15 protein-coding genes are annotated in these 17,495 nt (G+C 70.9%); 5 read left to right on the forward strand and 10 right to left on the reverse strand.

Going from position 1 to position 17,495, the window contains the following annotated elements:
• Positions 1 to 94 precede the first annotated feature (94 nt).
• The 3 genes from GAS53_RS16205 to GAS53_RS16215 all read right to left on the reverse strand — a co-directional run bounded on the left by GAS53_RS16205 (position 95) and on the right by GAS53_RS16215 (position 4,861).
• Entirely contained in the window at positions 95 to 820 is a 726-nt protein-coding gene (locus tag GAS53_RS16205) for a CBS domain-containing protein (protein ID WP_192583134.1), read from the reverse strand.
• Positions 821 to 1,125: 305 nt separating this feature from the next.
• Complete coding sequence (gene ppdK / locus GAS53_RS16210; RefSeq protein ID WP_151478290.1) at positions 1,126 to 3,813, reverse strand: pyruvate, phosphate dikinase; 2,688 nt, start codon at positions 3,811 to 3,813, stop codon at positions 1,126 to 1,128.
• Between the two features lie 175 nt (positions 3,814 to 3,988).
• On the reverse strand, positions 3,989 to 4,861 hold the full coding sequence (locus tag GAS53_RS16215; protein WP_151478291.1) for a universal stress protein: 873 nt from the start codon (positions 4,859 to 4,861) through the stop codon (positions 3,989 to 3,991).
• Positions 4,862 to 5,218: 357 nt separating this feature from the next.
• On the opposite strand from GAS53_RS16215, the gene gap reads away from it, so the two are divergent.
• Positions 5,219 to 6,247, forward strand: a complete 1,029-nt coding sequence (gene gap / locus GAS53_RS16220; protein ID WP_151478292.1) for a type I glyceraldehyde-3-phosphate dehydrogenase — start codon at positions 5,219 to 5,221, stop codon at positions 6,245 to 6,247.
• Positions 6,248 to 6,391: 144 nt separating this feature from the next.
• Here the strand turns inward: gap and GAS53_RS55155 are convergent, their stop codons facing one another.
• The 3 genes from GAS53_RS55155 to GAS53_RS16235 form a co-directional block, all read right to left on the reverse strand.
• On the reverse strand, positions 6,392 to 6,607 hold the full coding sequence (locus GAS53_RS55155) for a hypothetical protein (RefSeq protein ID WP_192583135.1): 216 nt from the start codon (positions 6,605 to 6,607) through the stop codon (positions 6,392 to 6,394).
• A gap of 365 nt (positions 6,608 to 6,972) precedes the next feature.
• On the reverse strand, positions 6,973 to 7,368 hold the full coding sequence (locus GAS53_RS16230) for an STAS domain-containing protein (protein WP_151478294.1): 396 nt from the start codon (positions 7,366 to 7,368) through the stop codon (positions 6,973 to 6,975).
• A gap of 144 nt (positions 7,369 to 7,512) precedes the next feature.
• On the reverse strand, positions 7,513 to 8,208 hold the full coding sequence (locus GAS53_RS16235) for a CBS domain-containing protein (protein ID WP_151478295.1): 696 nt from the start codon (positions 8,206 to 8,208) through the stop codon (positions 7,513 to 7,515).
• A gap of 258 nt (positions 8,209 to 8,466) precedes the next feature.
• Between GAS53_RS16235 and GAS53_RS16240 the strand changes: the two genes are divergently transcribed.
• The 4 genes from GAS53_RS16240 to GAS53_RS16255 all read left to right on the forward strand — a co-directional run bounded on the left by GAS53_RS16240 (position 8,467) and on the right by GAS53_RS16255 (position 12,130).
• On the forward strand, positions 8,467 to 9,534 hold the full coding sequence (locus tag GAS53_RS16240) for a zinc-dependent alcohol dehydrogenase family protein (protein ID WP_151478296.1): 1,068 nt from the start codon (positions 8,467 to 8,469) through the stop codon (positions 9,532 to 9,534).
• Positions 9,535 to 9,553: 19 nt separating this feature from the next.
• A complete protein-coding gene (locus GAS53_RS16245) occupies positions 9,554 to 10,240 on the forward strand; it encodes a pyridoxamine 5'-phosphate oxidase family protein (RefSeq protein ID WP_151478297.1) in 687 nt (228 codons plus the stop codon).
• Between the two features lie 225 nt (positions 10,241 to 10,465).
• A complete protein-coding gene (locus GAS53_RS16250; RefSeq protein WP_151478298.1) occupies positions 10,466 to 10,906 on the forward strand; it encodes a pyridoxamine 5'-phosphate oxidase family protein in 441 nt (146 codons plus the stop codon).
• A gap of 351 nt (positions 10,907 to 11,257) precedes the next feature.
• Complete coding sequence (locus GAS53_RS16255) at positions 11,258 to 12,130, forward strand: universal stress protein (protein WP_151478299.1); 873 nt, start codon at positions 11,258 to 11,260, stop codon at positions 12,128 to 12,130.
• A 132-nt stretch (positions 12,131 to 12,262) separates the two neighbouring features.
• Here GAS53_RS16255 and GAS53_RS16260 read toward each other — a convergent pair whose 3' ends face one another.
• The 4 genes from GAS53_RS16260 to GAS53_RS16275 form a co-directional block, all read right to left on the reverse strand.
• Positions 12,263 to 12,898 carry a hypothetical protein gene (locus GAS53_RS16260; RefSeq protein WP_225858946.1) on the reverse strand — a complete coding sequence of 212 codons (636 nt, stop codon included), beginning with the start codon at positions 12,896 to 12,898 and terminating at the stop codon, positions 12,263 to 12,265.
• Between the two features lie 304 nt (positions 12,899 to 13,202).
• The gene (locus tag GAS53_RS16265; protein WP_151478301.1) at positions 13,203 to 13,721 is read right to left on the reverse strand and encodes a flavodoxin domain-containing protein; all 519 of its coding nucleotides are present in this window, start codon (positions 13,719 to 13,721) and stop codon (positions 13,203 to 13,205) included.
• A gap of 288 nt (positions 13,722 to 14,009) precedes the next feature.
• Complete coding sequence (locus GAS53_RS16270; RefSeq protein WP_151478302.1) at positions 14,010 to 14,735, reverse strand: CBS domain-containing protein; 726 nt, start codon at positions 14,733 to 14,735, stop codon at positions 14,010 to 14,012.
• Between the two features lie 18 nt (positions 14,736 to 14,753).
• On the reverse strand, positions 14,754 to 17,435 hold the full coding sequence (locus GAS53_RS16275; protein WP_151478303.1) for a bifunctional acetate--CoA ligase family protein/GNAT family N-acetyltransferase: 2,682 nt from the start codon (positions 17,433 to 17,435) through the stop codon (positions 14,754 to 14,756).
• Between the last annotated feature and the right edge of the window lie 60 nt (positions 17,436 to 17,495).

Genomic DNA, 17,495 nt, shown 5'->3' on the forward strand with positions numbered 1-17,495 from the left:
GTACGGACCCCATGGCCCCGGGGGCCTGGGCTCGGGCCGTTGTGTGGGTACGCCCCATCCACCGCGGACGTCCGCCACCGGTGAACGCCGGGCGTTACCGCTCCGGCAGCCAGTGGTGGTCGATCCTGTGGGACGGGTGCCTCTCGGACGGGTGGGTGTCATCAATGCGGAAGGTCAGGCTGTTCATCACGCCGACGACTCCGTCCACCCGCCAGGTCAGCCGGATCGTGAGCGGAATGTCGCTGCGGCGCTCCAGCCGTCCTTCCAGGGTGATCATCCCGTCGTTGACCGAGACGAACACGGTCTGGGGCGGCAGGAGCATGGCGTGGGTCAGGACTTCGTCGATCACCTCCTGCCGGATCTCGTCGTCCGTTCGCAGGAAGACGCGCAGGAGATCGCGGCGCGTGGCGATGCCGATCAGGCGGTCCTCCTCGTCCACCACGGGGAGCCGCTCGATGTGGTGGCGCTCCATCACGCGTGCGGCGTCCGCGACGCGCTGTTCCGGGTGCACGGTGATCGCGGGCGTCGACATCAGCTCCTCCGCGGTCAAGGCGGTCGCCTTGGTGGCCGAAGCCCAGGCCGCACGCCGCAGCGTCGGTATCCGGAAGCGGCGCTCCTGGCCGTGGTCGGCTCGGAACGCCTGCCGGTGTATCAGATCGGTCTCGGAGATCACTCCCAGGACCTTGTCGTCGTCATCCACGACTGGCAGCCCACTGATGCGGTGCCCGTCCAGCAGCCGTGCCACGTCCTTGAACGACGTCTCCGGGCGGGCTTCGACGACCTCGCTGGTCATCACCTCGCCGACGGTGCGGGTCTTCACGGCATTTCCTCCTCTACCGGTACAGGAGAGCGGCTGAATCTGAGTCGCACACCTGTGGGTGGCGCCGGGCTCCGCCGGGCGCTGTCGCCCCGTGGCGGGTGTCCGGGGACCGGAAGCGCGGGCTCGAGCGGCGAGACCGGCCGGTGCCGTCTGTTCGGACCGTCTCGGGAGCCGCCCCCGGTGCCTCTTCAGCATCTCGCTCAGCCGCTGGCCGGGACAGGGGCCGCCTGTCCCCTGACCGGGGGCTGAACCGACCTGCCAACTGACCTGCCGGACCCACCTGCGGGACCGGCGCCTGGCTCTCGTCACTTGCTCTCGTCGTTGCCCGCAGTCCCGGTGAGCGCGGCCCGTCCGGCCTCCAGCCGGGCGACCGGGACGCGGAAGGGGGAGCAGGAGACGTAGTCGAGGCCGGCGGTGTGGAAGAAGTGGACCGACTCGGGGTCGCCTCCGTGTTCGCCGCAGACGCCGATCTTCAGGCCGGGGCGTGCGGCGCGGCCCTCGGCGACAGCGATCTCTACCAGGCGGCCGACGCCTTCCCGGTCGATTGTCTCGAACGGGGACACCTTGAAGATGCCTTTGTCGAGGTAGGCGGAGAAGAACGCCGCCTCCACGTCGTCGCGCGAGAAGCCCCAGGTGGTCTGGGTCAGATCGTTGGTGCCGAAGGAGAAGAACTCGGCCTCCTGCGCGATCGAGCCCGCCGTCAGGGCGGCCCTCGGCAGCTCGATCATCGTGCCCACGGGGCACTGGACGGGGACGCCCGATGCCCTGGAGACCTCGGCGAGTACCTGTTCCACTTCCTTGCGTACGAGCCGCAGTTCCTCGACCGTGTCGATGAGCGGCACCATGATCTCCGCCCGGGGATCTCCGCCCGCACGCTTGCGCTCCACGACCGCCTCGGCGACGGCCCGTACCTGCATGGCGACCAGGCCCGGCGCCACCAGGCCCAGGCGTACGCCGCGCAGACCGAGCATCGGGTTCTCCTCGTGCATGCGGTTGACGGCCTCGAGCAGCTCGGAGTCGTGCGCGCTCGGCGGGCTGCCGTGCGCCTCGGCGGCGGCGAGCCGTACGGCGAGTTCGGTGCGGTCGGGCAGGAACTCGTGCAGCGGCGGGTCGAGGAGGCGGATGGTGACCGGCAGGCCGTCCATCGCCTCCAGGATGCCGACGAAGTCCTGTCGCTGCAGGGGCAGCAGCGCGTCCAGCGCACGGTCGCGTTCGGCGTCGGTGCGGGCCAGGATCATCGCCTCGACCAGCTGCCGGCGGTCGCCGAGGAACATATGCTCGGTGCGGCACAGGCCGATGCCCTCGGCGCCGAACCGGCGGGCCCGGGCCGCGTCCTCGGGGGTGTCGGCGTTCGCCCGTACGCCCATCCGTCGTACGCCGTCCGCCTGCTGCATGGCGCGAGCCACTGCGTCGACCAGTCCGGCCGAGCGTTCGCCGGTCTCGAAGTACCGCATCACCAACGAGTCGACGAGCGGGGCGGCACCGAGGAACACGGCGCCCTCGGAGCCGTCCACCGAGATGACCGTGCCCTCCTCGACGGTGGTGTCGCCCGCGGTGAAGCGGCGTCCCTGCGTGTCCACGCCGAGTTCTTCGGCCCCGCACACGCAGACCTTGCCCATGCCGCGGGCGACCACGGCCGCGTGGCTGGTCTTGCCGCCGCGACTGGTCAGCACGGCCTGGGCGGCGATCATGCCGGGCAGGTCGTCGGGGGTGGTCTCCTGGCGTACGAGGACCACCTTCTCCCCGGCCGCGGCGCGGCGGACGGCCTCGGCGGAGTCGAAGACCGCCGCGCCCACGGCCGCCCCGGGCGAGGCCGGGATGCCGTGCGCGAGTGCCCGTCCGACCTTCGTGATGTCGAAGCGGGGGAACATCAGCCGGGACAGTCCGTCTCCGCCGACCCGTGCCAGACCCTCGTCCGCGGTGATCAGGTTCTCGTCGACCAGCGCGGAGGCGATGGCGAACGCGGCCTCCGCGGTGCGCTTGCCGACCCGCGTCTGCAGCATCCACAGCTTGCCGCGCTCGATGGTGAACTCGATGTCGCACAGGTCGCGGTAGTGGGTCTCCAACGTCCGCAAGTGATCGCGCAGTTGGGCGTAGGAGGCCGGGTCCAGGTCCTTCAGGCCGTCGAGCGGGATGGTGTTGCGGATGCCCGCGACGACGTCCTCGCCCTGGGCGTTGGGCAGGTAGTCGCCGTACACGCCCGGGGCGCCCGTGGCCGGGTCGCGGGTGAAGGCGACGCCGCTGCCCGAGTCGGGGCCGAGGTTGCCGAAGACCATGGTCTGTACGTTGACAGCCGTGCCGAGGTCGTCGGGGATGTGCTCGCGTTGGCGGTAGAGCCGGGCGCGTTCACCGTTCCAGGACTCGAAGACGGCGAGAACCGCGCGCCGCAGCTGCTCGGCCGGGAGCTGCGGGAAGTCCTCGCCGGTCTCCTGGTGGATCAGGTCCTTGTAGGCCTCGACGAGCCCGGCGAGGTCGGTCGCGTCCAGGTGCAGGTCGTCGGCCGCGCCACGCATGTCCTTGAGACGGCCCATGATGTCTTCGAACAGCGCGCTGTCGACACCCATGACGGTGCTGCCGAACATCTGCACAAGGCGGCGGTAGGAGTCCCAGGCGAAGCGCTCGCTGCCGGAGGACTTCGCCAGGCCGAGCACGGAGTCGTCATTGAGGCCGACGTCGAGGATCGTTTCCATCATGCCGGGCATGGAGAAGCGGCCCCCGGAACGGACGGACAGGAGCAGTGGGTCGTCCGGCTGCCCCAGCTGCCGTCCGGCGGCCTGTTCCAGGGCGGTCAGGTGCCGGGAGACCTCGCGGGTCAGTCCCTCCGGCTCGCTGCCGGTGGCGAGGAAGGCGCGGCAGGCCTCGGTGCTGACGGTGAACCCGGGCGGCACGGGCAGGCCCATGCGGGTCATCTCGGCAAGGTTGGCGCCCTTGCCGCCGAGCAGGTCGGCCATGTCACGGCCGCCCTCGGTGAACTTGTACACGTAGTGGGCCATGGCGGTGTGCTCTTCCTTCGGATTCCGGGAGTTGCCGGATGTGGTGTCCGCTCTCCGTGAGGGATGTGAGGGACTGGGGTTTCTCCGCTCCGTACATGGGGCCGTAGGGGTCCGTACGGGCTCTCGCACGGCGGCCGGCCCCGGACGTTCACGAGGCCGGTGGACCGGTCGGCCGTCAGTCGTGCGGGACGACCACGACGGGGGCGGCGACGTGGTGGAGCACGGCGTGCGCGACCGGGCCGATGCGCATGCCGAGCGCGGGCCTGTGCACCCGGCGGCCGACGACCACGAGCCCGGCATGCGCCGCGGCCTGCAGCAGGACTCCCGAGACGAAGGCGAGGTCGACCGTCTCAACCACTGTGACCTGGGGGAACTTTTCCCGCCACGGCTGCAGCGCGTCGGACAGTGCCTTCTCCTGCTGTTCGGCCAGGCCACCTGGCTTGACCGCCGCCTGCCCGGCCTCGGGACCGCGTCCGTACAGCGGCGGCAGATCCCAGGCGTGCACGGCATGCAGCGTCGCCCCGCGGGCGGCTGCCGCACGGAACGCGAACTCCAGGAGCGGACCGGCCTGTGCGCCCAGATCCTGGAGCCCGACGACCACTTCTCCGCTGTCCCCCTCGGCCGCGGACCGCGTGTTCGCCCGCACCATCACCACCGGGCGCTTCGCCCTGGCCAGCACGTGCTGGCCGACGGAGCCGAGCAGGAAGCCTGCCATGGCACCGTGCCCGCTGGAGCCCAGCACCAGCATCTCGGCCTTCTCTGCCTGGCCCAGCAGAACCTCGGTGGCCGGATCGGAGACCTGCTCGGTGTCGATCGTCAGCCCTGGGTACCGGTCACGCAGATCCTGTTCGGACTCGCGCAGCACGCCCAGGGCCCAGCGTTTCTGGGTCTCCAGCTCCTCGGCGACGGGCACCTCGTGCGGCTGCCAGATCCAGGCGTGCACCAGGCGCAGCGGCAATCCGCGACGCTGTGTCTCACGGGCGGCCCAGTCGGCTGCGGCCAGGCTCTCGGGGGAACCGTCCAGGCCGACGGTGATGGGGCGAAGCATGGGAGATACCTCCGGGTCCGATACGACGGGCAGCGACAGCGGCCGCTACTCACCCGAGATTCGTGCCGACGAGGACACGTCCTCCATGGGCCGGTGGTCCCGAACTCCGGCCACCCGGTCCCGGTTTCGCGCACCGCCCGTCCACTCTCCGCTTGCCGCCGCCGAGCGTTGGCCCCGTCGTTCGGCCGCGGGATCTCTGAGAAGAGAGCGGCTGATTGCCGGTAGGGGCCTTCGACCCGATCCCGGACGCGGGGCCGAACGTCCCCCGCCTCGTCCCCGTACGGCCCATGCCCCGTCCGACGCGGGCCCCGCAGGCTGGCAACGCACACCAGACACCGATCGGGGAGGACGACGGACATGACCGTGCGTGTAGGGATCAACGGCTTCGGGCGTATCGGGCGCAACTACCTGCGCTGCGTGCTGGCGCGCGCCGAGACAGGGGCCGGTTGTGCTGTCGAGGTGGTGGCGGTCAACGACCTCACCTCGCCGACGGCGCTGGCCCATCTGCTGGAGTACGACTCGACCTACGGGCGGCTGCGCCGCAGTGTCGAGCACGATGACATGTCGCTCACGGTGGACGGGCACCGCATCACGGTGACGGCCGAGCGTGACCCCGCCGCCTTGCCGTGGGGTGAGCTGGGCGTTGACGTGGTCATCGAGTCGACCGGCCGCTTCCGCAGCCGCGAGGAGGCCGGGCTGCACCTGAGGGCCGGCGCGCGCAAGGTATTGCTGTCCGTGCCGGGCAAGGGAGTCGACGCGACCCTTGTCGTGGGGGTCAACGAAGGCGTATACGACCCGGAGCGGGACCACGTGGTGTCCAACGCCTCGTGCACGACCAACTGCGTGGCGCCAATGGTGAAAGTGCTGGATGAGCACTTCGGCCTGGTCAAGGGCCTGATGACCACTATCCACGGCTACACCAACGACCAGGTGGTCCTGGACGGTCCGCACAAGGACCCGCGTCGTGGCCGCACCGCGGCGGTCAACATCATTCCGACCAGTACCGGAGCCGCCCGCGCAGTCGGCCTCGTCCTGCCGGAGCTGGCGGGCACCCTGGACGGCATCGCCGTGCGGGTGCCGGTCGAGGACGGCTCGCTGACGGACCTGAGCGTGGTGCTCGACCGGCCCGTGACCGCGGACGAGGTCAACGCCGCGTTCCGCGAGGCCGCCGACGGGCCGCTGAAGGGAATCCTGCGGGTGTCCGACGCCCCGCTCGTCTCCCGCGACATCGTCGGCGACCCCGCTTCGTGCGTGCTCGACACACCGCTGACCCAGGCGCACGGCGACCTGGTGAAGGTCTTCGGCTGGTACGACAACGAGTGGGGCTACACCAACCGCCTGCTCGACCTCACCGAGTACGTCGCCGCCCGACTCCCGCAGAGGTGAGAAGCAGCCACGTCCGCACCTGCGCGAGGAGTGGCCGGACGACCGGCTGACAGGGCCGACCGGGTCTGTTGCGGGCCGGTCGGCCCACACGGATACCGGCCCGGTCGCGACTCCGGGAGCAGCGAACGAGAAAGGCAGGGCCGGCTACCGCTGCCCGACCTGTTCGGCTGGGGCGAGGCCGGGTTCCCCGGTATGCGCGCCATTCCGAGGCTGCACGGCATCCGTATGGGAGAGCACCAGGCGGACGGGGCGCGGCTCCGTGTCCGTGAGCCAGCCGTCCTGGGCCAGGCGCTCGATCTCGTCCGCGCCGTCGGCCAGCTGCCGGTCCTGGGGCGGCGCGGTCAAGGCGGGCTTCGTCACGCGCGTGAGGAGGAATTTCACCGGAGCGCGCGCGGATTTCGGCGCGGGTCGAGTGAAGGTAGCCCGCTCCGCGCGGGTGAGGGCGTCCAAGTAAGAGCGGACCGGCCGCACACACGTGGTGCGGCTCAGCGCGCACTCGCGCTCAGGGGTACCACAACGCGATGGCCCTGGTGTCCGCCTTCGTCTCCGGCACCGGGACCGTGACCGGACGCGGGGCACCGCGCCCGACGCCGGCCTGCCGGACGGGCAGGGCGGCTGAGCACGGCCGACGGCAGGGCGCGACGGGACTGCCGAATCGCCCCCGGTCGGCACGACGGCTCGGGCCGGTGTTCACGCCGTACCACTCGACCAAATCCGACAGGCGGTCATCCGGCCGTGGCGGACAGGGCGCCGCCCCTGCGCGGCGTATGGGCGAGAGCGTCGGAAAGGCGCGGGTACACGTCGAAGACGCGAGTCAGATCGGTCAGGCGCAGCAACCGGAGGATGCGCGTGCTGCTCGTCACGAGCCGCAGTCGGCCACCCCGCTCTTTCGTGCGGTTCCGGGCCCGGCACAGTGCGCCCAGACCGCTGCAGTCGATGAACGTCACGAATCGCAGGTCCAGTACCAGCTCGGGACTTGGGCCGGCGGTCAGGACATCGAGGCGCACGGACAGGGGCGCCGCGGTCAGGATGTCGATCTCGCCGCGCAGCCGCACGACGGTGGTGCCGCCGACGACACGCATGCGCAGGCAAGGCACTGGCTGGATGCGGGGTTCGTTCATGGCAACAGGAAAGCCCGGACGGTGAGGCGATGGGTAGGGCCGGTTGGTCCCCTCGAGCGGCCTTTGGCCACTGTTCCCAAAGGGAGAGGGCGCACGGATCGGGAAACCGTCGCAGCGCCGTGCCGCGTGCCGTTTCCCGGTCCATCAGGGCGACAGCTCAGCACGTCGAGAGGTACCGGTGTGCGAGGCGGTGTCGTCGACCCTGTGATCCAGGTGTTCGGAGACCTCGACCACGCCGTCCACGCTGCGGCACAGCCGCACGACAACGGGAACGGTGCTCCTGCGCTCAACGGTTCCGCGCAGGGTGACCCGGCCGTCGACGACGTGCACGGTCACCGCGGTGGGCGGGATGCCCAGCGTGCGCACGAGTACGTCCCCGCTGATCTCCTCGCGGATGGCGCGGTCCCCACGCAGGAACACCCGCAGCAGGTCGGCGCGGCTGATCACGCCGATCAGCCGGCCGCTCCCGTCCACGACCGGCAGTCGCTTGACTCGGTTCCGTTCCATGGCTCGGGCGGCCTCGACCGCCGTCCATTCCGGGCGGGCGGTGACGGCCGGGCTGGTCATCAGACCACCGGCCGTGGTCGCCTCGGCCTTGGCCCGTGCGGCGGACTGCGGGTCGGGGCCGGGCAATGATCCCGTCGCATCCAGGCGGCCCGCCTCCTTGCGCAGCAGGTCTGCCTCGGACACCACGCCGACGGGGCGGTCGCTGTCGTCCACGACCGGAACGGCCGTGATGTCGTGCTCCGCGAGCAGTTTGGCGATCTCCGTGAAGGCCGCGTCCTGCCGCACGCTCACGACCCCTGTTGTCATCAGTTCGCTCACGATCCGGTGCCGCATGGCCCCTGCCTCCTTCGACATGGTTCTCAGCGCTCTCCCTGTCACTCTCCGGTACCTGGGGACGGCTCTGCAGGGGCTGATGGGCCCCGCCTGCCGCCGAACGGCCCTGCCAGTCGTCCGGCGGTGGGGACCGGCCAGCCCATGCGGGCGGCATTCGTCCCGGTCAGGCTAGATACGTGAGGCCGCACCGCCCACGACCGGGGCCTCGCAACGAAACGGTCGCCACGACCGACCGGAACACCGAGGAAAGGGATCGTCATGAAGGCACTCGTCTTCCACGGCCCCGGACAGTCCGCCTGGGAGGACGTCGCGGACCCGGGCATCCAGGGCGCCACCGACGCGGTCGTCCGCGTCGACTCCGTCACCATCTGCGGTACGGACCTGCACATCCTCAAGGGCGACGTACCTGAGGTACGCCCAGGGACGGTCCTCGGCCATGAGGCCGTCGGCGAGATCGTCGAAGTCGGCAGCGACGTACGCACCGTCCGTCCCGGCGACCGGGTACTGGTCTCGTGCATCACGGCGTGCGGCCGCTGCCGCTTCTGCCGGGAGGGATCGTACGGTCAGTGCCGCGGCGGCGGAGGCTGGATCCTCGGCCACCTGATCAACGGCACACAGGCCGAGTACGTCCGCGTGCCCCACGCCGATCTGTCCACGCACCTCTTGCCGGGCGCGGTGGACAGCAAGGACGCCGTACTGCTGGCCGACATCTTCCCCACCGCCTACGAAGTGGGTGTGCTGAACGGCCGCGTACGGCCCGGAGACACCGTCGCCGTCGTCGGTGCCGGTCCCATCGGCCTCGCCGCGATCGCCACCGCCCGGTTGTACACACCAGAGGAGATCATCGCCGTGGATCTCGCCCCGGCCCGGCTCGAGGCGGCCAAGCACCTCGGTGCCGACGCCGTCGCCCTCGCGGGCGAGGCCGAATCGCTGGTCACCGACCTCACCGAAGGCCTCGGGGCCGACGTGGTCGTCGAAGCGGTCGGAGTCCCGGAAACCTTCGAGACGTGCACGCGCATGGTGCGACCCGGCGGCCACGTGGCCAACGTCGGCGTGCACGGCAAGCCCGCCGCGCTGCACCTCGAAGACCTGTGGATCAAGAACGTCACGATCACCACCGGGCTGGTCGACACGTACTCCACCCCGACCCTGCTGCGCATGATGGCCGGAGGCCGCCTGCCCGCCTCGTCGATGGTCACCCACACCTTCCCGCTGGACCACATGGAGGAGGCGTACGACGTCTTCTCCCGGGCCGCCCAGACCGGCGCGCTCAAGGTCGTCCTCGGCGGGCAGCCGCACGACGTCCTGACGGTCAGGGCGTCCTGACGCGAGGAAGTGATCGGCGATGTCCGAACACACACCACCGAACGCGGCATCCGCGGCAGCGGGCGGCGCACGGGGCGACATCGGGCGCCGCATCGCCCAACGCCGCGAGGAACTCGGCCTGACACGGCAGGAAACCGCCGAGCGGGCGGGCACGGTCCCCAGCTACCTCCAGTACCTGGAGGAACAGTCCACCGCCACGCCCGGCACCGGCGTCCTCATCCGACTCGCCGACACCCTGGAGACCACGGTGGCGGCCCTGCGCGGCGGTGGAGCCGATCTGCCGCCGGGTATCGGCCGGGCCGCCGGTCACCCGGAGCTGGTGGAGCTGAACGCCGAGGAGTGCCGAGCACGGCTGTCGACGCACGGCGTTGGAAGAATCGCCGTGTCCACTCCCGCAGGCCCGGTCGTGGTCCCGGTGAACTACAGCGTCGTCGACGATGCGGTCGCCTTCCGGACCGCACCCGACGCGACGCCCGCGGCAGCCGCCGGAACCCAGGTCGCCTTCGAGGTCGACCACATCGACGAGGCACTCAGCCGAGGCTGGAGCGTGCTCGTACGCGGCCCCGCCCGTGAGGTGACCGACCCCGACGCCGTACGCCAGCTGGAGGAGCGGGCGTACAGCGGTCCGTGGCCGGGAGGCGAGCGGGGCATGTGGGTGTGCATCGATCCCGCAGACATCACCGGGCGATCGATCTCGGTGCGCTGATGCCGCGCGCGGTGTGAACGGCGACGCGGCCGGTAACGGCCGACCCGTCGTGGGCGGAGCCCAGGCGCGCCCCCGCCGCCCCGGCGGAACGCTCAGGCGCGCCTGTGGGCGACACCGTCGGGGCCACTCTCCGACCGTGGTGGACCGGTGGGCTCTCGCCCCTGCCACCACCGGCGCACAGCATGGGACGTACACCGCTGTACCGCGTGAGAGCTGGAGCGCCTGTTGTACCCCAACGACGGTTTCCGCGAACTCGACCGGCAGGAGTGCCTGCGCCTGCTGGCCGGGGCACCCGTCGGCCGTATCGTCCACACCCGTCACGCCCTGCCCGCGGTCCTGCCGGTCAACTTCTGCCTGGACGATGATTCCGCCGTACTGCTGCGCACCGCGGCGGAATCGGAACTGTCCCGGGCGATCGACGGTGTGGTGGTCGCGTTCGAAGCGGACGAGGTCGATGCCGTCGCGCACTCCGGCTGGAGCGTCGTCGTCACCGGCCGCGCCACCGTGGTCACCGATGCCGCCGAGCACAGGCGGCTCTCCCGGACCGGTCCACGCTCCTGGGTCGCCGCGCCCGAGGAAGTCTTCGTACGCATCGAGGCCGAGCTGGTCACCGGTCGTGAACTCGTCGGTGGGCGCACGATCTACGGGGTGGACCTCTCCTCCTGAACGCTCCGCGCCCGGGAGGTCGTCGACCAGCTCCAGAACCGGCTGCGCCGCCGCGCACGCCTACCGCCGTCGGCCGCAAGGGCTGGATCGATGGCGGCTCGCCGACCAAGGGCTTCCTCAACGACGTGGCCCGCCGCGTAGGCAATCTGCCGGGACGCCAGGTCCCTGAGTTCGGGGCCCGCAGGACGAGCTGTTGCTGTCACCGGTCCGGGCCCGTTCGGATTGTGGCCGAACGGGCCCGGATGTCAGGTCCGTTCGGCACTCTTCGAACAGGACCGGCTCCCCGATGCTGGGGGGCAGAAGGCACGGGGAAAAGACCGAGCCCAAAATGACCTGTACGGAGGCCATCCCATGACCCGCGCAATCACCGCAGGAGTGGACGGATCCCCGGAAAGCCTGGCCGCGGCGGAGTGGGCAGCCGGTGAAGCCACCCTCCGAGGGGTGCCGCTGCGTATCGTGCACGCCTGGCTCTGGCAGCCCTTGGACGTACCTGTCGTCCAGGACAGGGAAGCGCAGGCCAAGTCCGCCCACTCCGTATTGCGGGAAGCCGAGACACACGTGGCCGGCCGGTTCCCGGATCTTCGTGTCACGTCCGAAGTGGTGCCCGACACGGCCGTTTCCGCTCTCCTGAGTGAGGCGGAGCAGTCCGACTTCCTGGTGCTCGGTTCACGCGGGCACGGTGCGCTCGTCGGCTTCCTGCTCGGCTCGTACGGTCAGCAGGTGATCGCTGCCGCTCGGCGGCCCGTCGTGTCCGTGCGGGCCCCCGACGGGGTGATGAGCGAGCCAGAAGGCAGCGAGGTTGTCGTGGGCCAGCAGGGCCAGGCGGAAGACAGTGACGCAGTACTGCGGTTCGCCTTCGAGGCCGCGGCCGTACGAGGGACACCCGTGCGAGCGGTCAGGGCCTGGAGCGTCCCGTCCATCTATGCGTACAGCCCAGGTTCGATGCGCCTCGCTGACGAGGCGGGAGGGCTTGAGCCGTTCGAGAACAAGGAATTGGAGCAGGCGCTCGCTCCGTGGCGTGAGCGGTTTCCCAACGTGCCGGTGGTCGAGCATGTCGAATTGGGAAGCGCGGGACAGGTACTGCTGTCGGCTGCTTCCCGTGCGCAGCTGCTCGTGGTCGGCCGCCGGGTGCGCCGTTCACCTGTCGGTACCCGCATCGGGTCCGTCGCCCATGCCACTCTGCACCATGCGGCCTGCCCCGTCGCGGTTGTGCCGCACACCTGAGAGCCGATCGGCTCCGGGTTTCGGGACGACTCAGCGCATGTGCTTCTACGCCCGACGCGCAATGTGAGCGTGGAGCGGGCAGCCCTTCGGCTGGGCCCTTGTTTCGCGTCGCCGGTGACTCCGAGTTCTGTGTCATGCCCTCGCGCCGAGACGCATACGTAGATTGCGAAGTTGGCGGGTCTGCATCACCAGGTGAGTGGGCTCCCAGAACAGCACGTCCATGGGCCTGGTCAGCAGACGCGGCCGGCTGCGGGATCGGGTGCGGACCACGAGGCGGGTTCCGCCACCGGCGTCCGGGTCAAGGTGGAATCCCCAGATCGAATCCACGTACGCGCTTGGTTCCGTACCCGACGACGGGTCGAAGGGGTGGCCGAAGGGCAGTGTCAGGGATGAGCGCAGCACCAGAGTCCTCTGCGGATCGAGAACCGCCACAGTGAACCAGGCGTCACCGCTTGGCACCGCATCCAGCCGCTGTCCCACCTCCAGGCTTTGCCAGGCCCTGACAATGCGGTCGGCGCTGGGCTGTCCGCCGTTGTCCAACCGGTCCCAGCTGTACCAGCCTCCGCGGTTGCAGCCCATTTGCAGCAGCCACGGCCAAGCCTCCGCCGGCGGCGCGGGCAGCGTCGTGGCCATGGTCGACGAGCCATCCGCGTTCGGCACCAGCTCGTCGCCCGGGTAAGCGCGTGCCACCTCATCGCTCGACGCCCCCCAGGTCAGCAACCGAGGCCGGATGAAGGTGATGAGGGCCGCTAGCGATGTCGCGGCCACCAGTCCCAGGGTTCGCCCTGGGGCGAAGCCGTTTCTGCGCATGCGCAGAGAATCGCTCCAGCAACGCCGCCACGCCACCGGACACGAGAGTGCCTACCTCACCATGTTCGCGTCCCTATGCCGGATCCTGGATCCGGCATAGGGAAGGCACAGCCGTTGCAGGGACCAGTCGGCTTTCCCCTGACCTGACCGCGCGGGACCTGAAGGAGCAGGACACGCGCCGTCGGCCGAACCAGCCCGATGCGACCGGCCACGCGCGGCCGGGTCTGGGCTGTCCGACCTGGCCACGCCCGGCGACGCAGGGTCAGTGGTGCTCCATCGCGGAGCCGGTGAGTTCGGCCGCGATGCCGTGCGCCCAACCCTGGATCTGTTCGCGGTCGCGGAAGTCACCTCCCTTGCCCTGGTTGAGGATTTGACGGGCGATGAATCCCTTGGCGCCTTCGACGAGCCGACCGCCGAATGTGGCGTGGCCGCGGGCGTCGAGCCGGGTGACGATACGGGCCACGCCGGGGGCGGGCGGGATGTCTCGTTCGGCGGCCGAGGCGTCGAGCGGTCCGCTGCTGAACAGCCAGACGGGCCGCCGACCGAGAGCGTCGCGGTGGCGGCGGGCGAAGCGGGACGCGTCACGCTGCCAGCGTCCGGCGTAGAGACCGCCGCCGAGTATCACGGCGTCGTAGGGGGCGAGGTCGTCGACCTGGGCGGCGGGCCGGACATCGGCCTCCACGTGCCGCTCGAGCATGGCCTGAGCCATCCACTCGGCAATCTCGGCCGTGGAGCCGTTCTTCGTGCCATAGGCGACCAGCACGCGGGGTGCGGCGGTCATCACGGATCACCTCGATTTCTCTGATGGCAGCGGCTCTGGTCCGTGCTGAAGCACTTCGAGCCGCCGGTGGTATTAGTCGTCGATCTCGCCGCAAGCGAGCCCCTTCCGTGAGCAGTTGCTTTGGCGACGCGTCCCGCCCCCCGGAGCCGGCCGCTGGACGGCGCGGCAGCGCCGCCACGGCAACCGCCACCAGGGCCCAGACAGCGAGCATGCCAAGCGTCATGAGGGTGGAGCCCCAGCCGTTGGTGCCGTCGTGGTCGTACCAGGTCACGGTCCGGCCCCCTTTTTTCAGAGCCTGCGAAGCCAGTCCTCGCCAACGCCGTGCACGGCGGGCTCCTCCGGCCGCAAATGTGAATCGTCGTACTCGTGGTCGAGGCGGTTCATGACGGCCACCACACCGTCCACCTGGCCGCTCATCCGCACCGCGACGGCGACTTCGCTGCTGCGCTCCAGGCGCCCTTTCAGTGTGACCACGCCCTCGGTGACCGTCACATCGATCGCCTGCGGGGCCAGCCACAGGGAACGGACCAGTACCTCGTCGATGATCTCGGCGCGGATGTCGCTGTCCGGGCGCAGGAAGACCTGGAGCAGATCGCGTCGGGTGACGATGCCGACCAGCCGGTCCTCCTCGTCCACCACAGGCAGCCGCTTGACGCGGTGCTCCGCCATGGTGCGGGCGGCCTGGGCGATGGAGTCGGTGGCGTGGACGGTGATCGCCGGGCTGCTCATGAGCTGTTCCACGATGCGGGCGCGGGCCTTGGTCTCGGCCCTGCGGGCGGCGCGGGTCCGCGGTCGCCACTTGCGCGGTCCGGCTCCGGCCTCCTCATGACGTGCCTGCCGGAGCATCAGGTCGGTCTCGGAGATAACCCCGATGACCTTCTCCTCGGCGTCCACCACGGGGAGTCCGCTGATGCGGTGCTCGGCGAGCAGCACCGCGACTTTCTTGAACGGCGTGGCGACGGGCACTCGGACGACATCGCTCGTCATCACTGTGGCGATGTGGCGGTGCTTCATCGTTCTCTCCTCCTCGGTTCAGCGCAGCCGGCGCAGATACGGGTCGCGGGCGCGACGGGGAAGCACGCGGATCCGGACATCGAGGGCGGTGACCGCGTCTGGCCGGGCCACGACCGGATTGAGATCGGCCTCGGCGAGCTGCGGGAGATCGCAGGCCAGCCGCGACAGCCGCAGCAGCAGCCGCTCCAGGCCCTCCAGGTCGACCGGGCCGCCTCCGCGGTAGCCGAACAGCAGCGGGGCGCAGCGCGGGGCCGTGATCAGGTCATGCACGTCGCGGTCGGTGAGCGGGGCCAGGCGTGCCGCGTGGTCGGCGAGCACTTCGGTGGCGGTGCCACCGAGGCCGAACAGCACCAGCGGGCCGAACACCTCGTCCTGCACGACTCCGGCGACCAGTTCCGTTCCGCGTCCGGCCATCGGCTGTACGAGCACACCCGTCATCACCTCGCCGAAGCGGGTGACGAAGTCGCGGTGGGCGGCCCGTACCTGCTCCTCCCCGTCAAGGTCGAGCAGCACCGCGCCCTGGTCGGACTTGTGCAGCAGGCCCGGCCAGTACGCCTTGAGTACGACCCTCCCGTTCGGTCCGGCCAGACGGGCGGCGGCGTCCACCGCCGACTGCTCGTCCTCGGCCCACGCCCAGGGCAGCTGCGGGATGCCGTAGTGGTCGAGCAGTTCGGCGCAGGTGCGCGGGTCGAGCCAGCCACCCTCGGGGTGGTCGGCGAGGAAGCTGTCCACCAGGGCGCGGGCCGCGGTGGTGCCGACATCGGGCAGTTCGGGGACGGTGCCGGGCGGCCTGGCGAGCCAGCGAGTGCGCTCCGCCGCGTGGGCCAGGGCGCGGGCGGCGGCCTGTGGGTCGGCGTACGCGGGCAGGGCCCCGGCACCGCAGTGCAGGAGCCGTACCGACTCGGCCTGGTCCAGCAGGACCGCCGCGACCGGGCGCGGGTGTTGCCCGGTCAGCGCGCGGAGGGGATCATCGCCGGTCGCCGCGGCCAGTGCCGTGGGCACAAGCGCCACCATCACCGCGTCCACGGCGCCGTGCTCGGCCAGCCGGTCCACACATGCGCGCAGGGCTTCCCCGCCCGCGGCGGCTGTGGTGTCGACCGGGTTGGCGGCGCTCGCCCCTTCGGGAAGCAGCTCAAGAAGTTCCGTGATGAGTTCGGAAGGCAGTTCCGGGACGCTCAGGCCCGCTTCGGCGCAGGCGTCGGCGGCCAGCACACCGGCCCCGCCCGCGTTCGACACCACGGCCACCCGCGAGCCGGTGGGCAGCGGCTGGGAGTGCAACAGGGCGGCGGTGTCGAGGAGCTCGCCGATGGTGCGGGTGGCGATGACGCCGGCCTGGGTGAACAGGGCCTGGCGGGTCATGGTCGGGGTCGCGGCCGCCGCGGTGTGCGAGGCGGCGGCCCGCCGCCCGGCGTCGGAGCGGCCCGCGTCAACGGTCAGTACCGGCATCCGCCGGGCGACCCGGCGGGCGGTGCGGGAAAACGCACGCGGATTGCCGAAGGACTCCAGATGCAGCAGGGCCAGCTCGGTGGTGCCGTCGGCCTCCCACCACTGGAGCAGGTCGTTGCCGCTGACGTCGTACTTGTCGCCCAGCGAAACAAAGCTGGATACCCCGATGCCGAGCCGCGTCAGGCCGCCGAGCAGCGCGATACCGACGCCGCCGGACTGCACGGCGACCCCGGCGGTGCCGGGGAGCGGCCGGTGCGCGGCGAACGTCGCGTCGAGCCGTACGGCCTCCTCGGTGTTGGCGATGCCCAAGCAATTCGGGCCGACCAGCCGCATGCCGTGACGGCGGACGGTGGCCAGCAGAGCCGCCACCTGTTTGGCGTCGAGCCCGGAGGTCAGCACGACCAGTGCCCGGACCCCGGCCTTGCCGCACTGCTCGGCCACCTCGGGCACCGCGCGGGCGGGCACCGCCAGTACGGCCAGTTCGGGCGGCGGGGCCAGGGCGGTCACCGACGGGAAGCACGGGGTGCCCTCAATGGTGTCCGCGTGTGGGTTCACTGCCATCAGACGGCCGCTGAACCCGGCGCGCCGGATGTTCTTCAGCACCGCCCGCCCCACCGAGCCGGGCCTGGTGCCAGCCCCGACCACGGCGATGGAGGAGGGGCGCAGCAGGGGCCGCAGACTCGCCGTGTCGGCGGTGCGGCCGCGCTCGTCGAGGGCCGTCAGATAGTGCTCGTCCTGTTCCAGCCGTACGGTGCAGTGGATCTCGCCGCCGTCGAACCGGCGGGCCGTGGTGAGGCCGAGGTCGGCGAAGACCTTCACCACCGCGTGGTTGTCGGCGAGTGCGTCGGCGGTGAATGTCGTGATGCCCGCCTGGCGCGCAGCGTGCACCAGGTGTTCCAGGAGCAGGGTGCCCACGCCACGGTTGTGCAAGCCGTCGGCCACCACCAGGGCGATCTCGGCAGAGGTGGGATCGGGGTCGGTCTCGTACTCGGCGACACCGATGATCCGGCCGTCGAGAAGGGCGATAAGCCCGCGGTGGCCCTGCTCCGGCGGCGCGCAGAGCCGGTCGGCGGCCATCCGGCCGGACCGGCGGCTCACTCCGAAGAACCGCAGCCGCAGATTTTCCACCGACATGCCGTCATACAGCCCCAGAACCTGGTGATGATCCTCCGGCCGCGCAGACCGGATCTCCACCGTGCTGCCGTCGGCCAGCAGCGCGTGGGTCCCCCGTACCTGGTGTGCGGTCTGCGTCATGACGGCTTCCTCTCCCTGGTTTTCCGCTTCCACGGTCCGGCACCCGCGGGTCGGCCCACA

The sequence above is a fragment of the Streptomyces albicerus genome (genome assembly GCF_008905045.1).
In the GTDB taxonomy this organism is placed as follows: domain Bacteria; phylum Actinomycetota; class Actinomycetes; order Streptomycetales; family Streptomycetaceae; genus Streptomyces; species Streptomyces albicerus.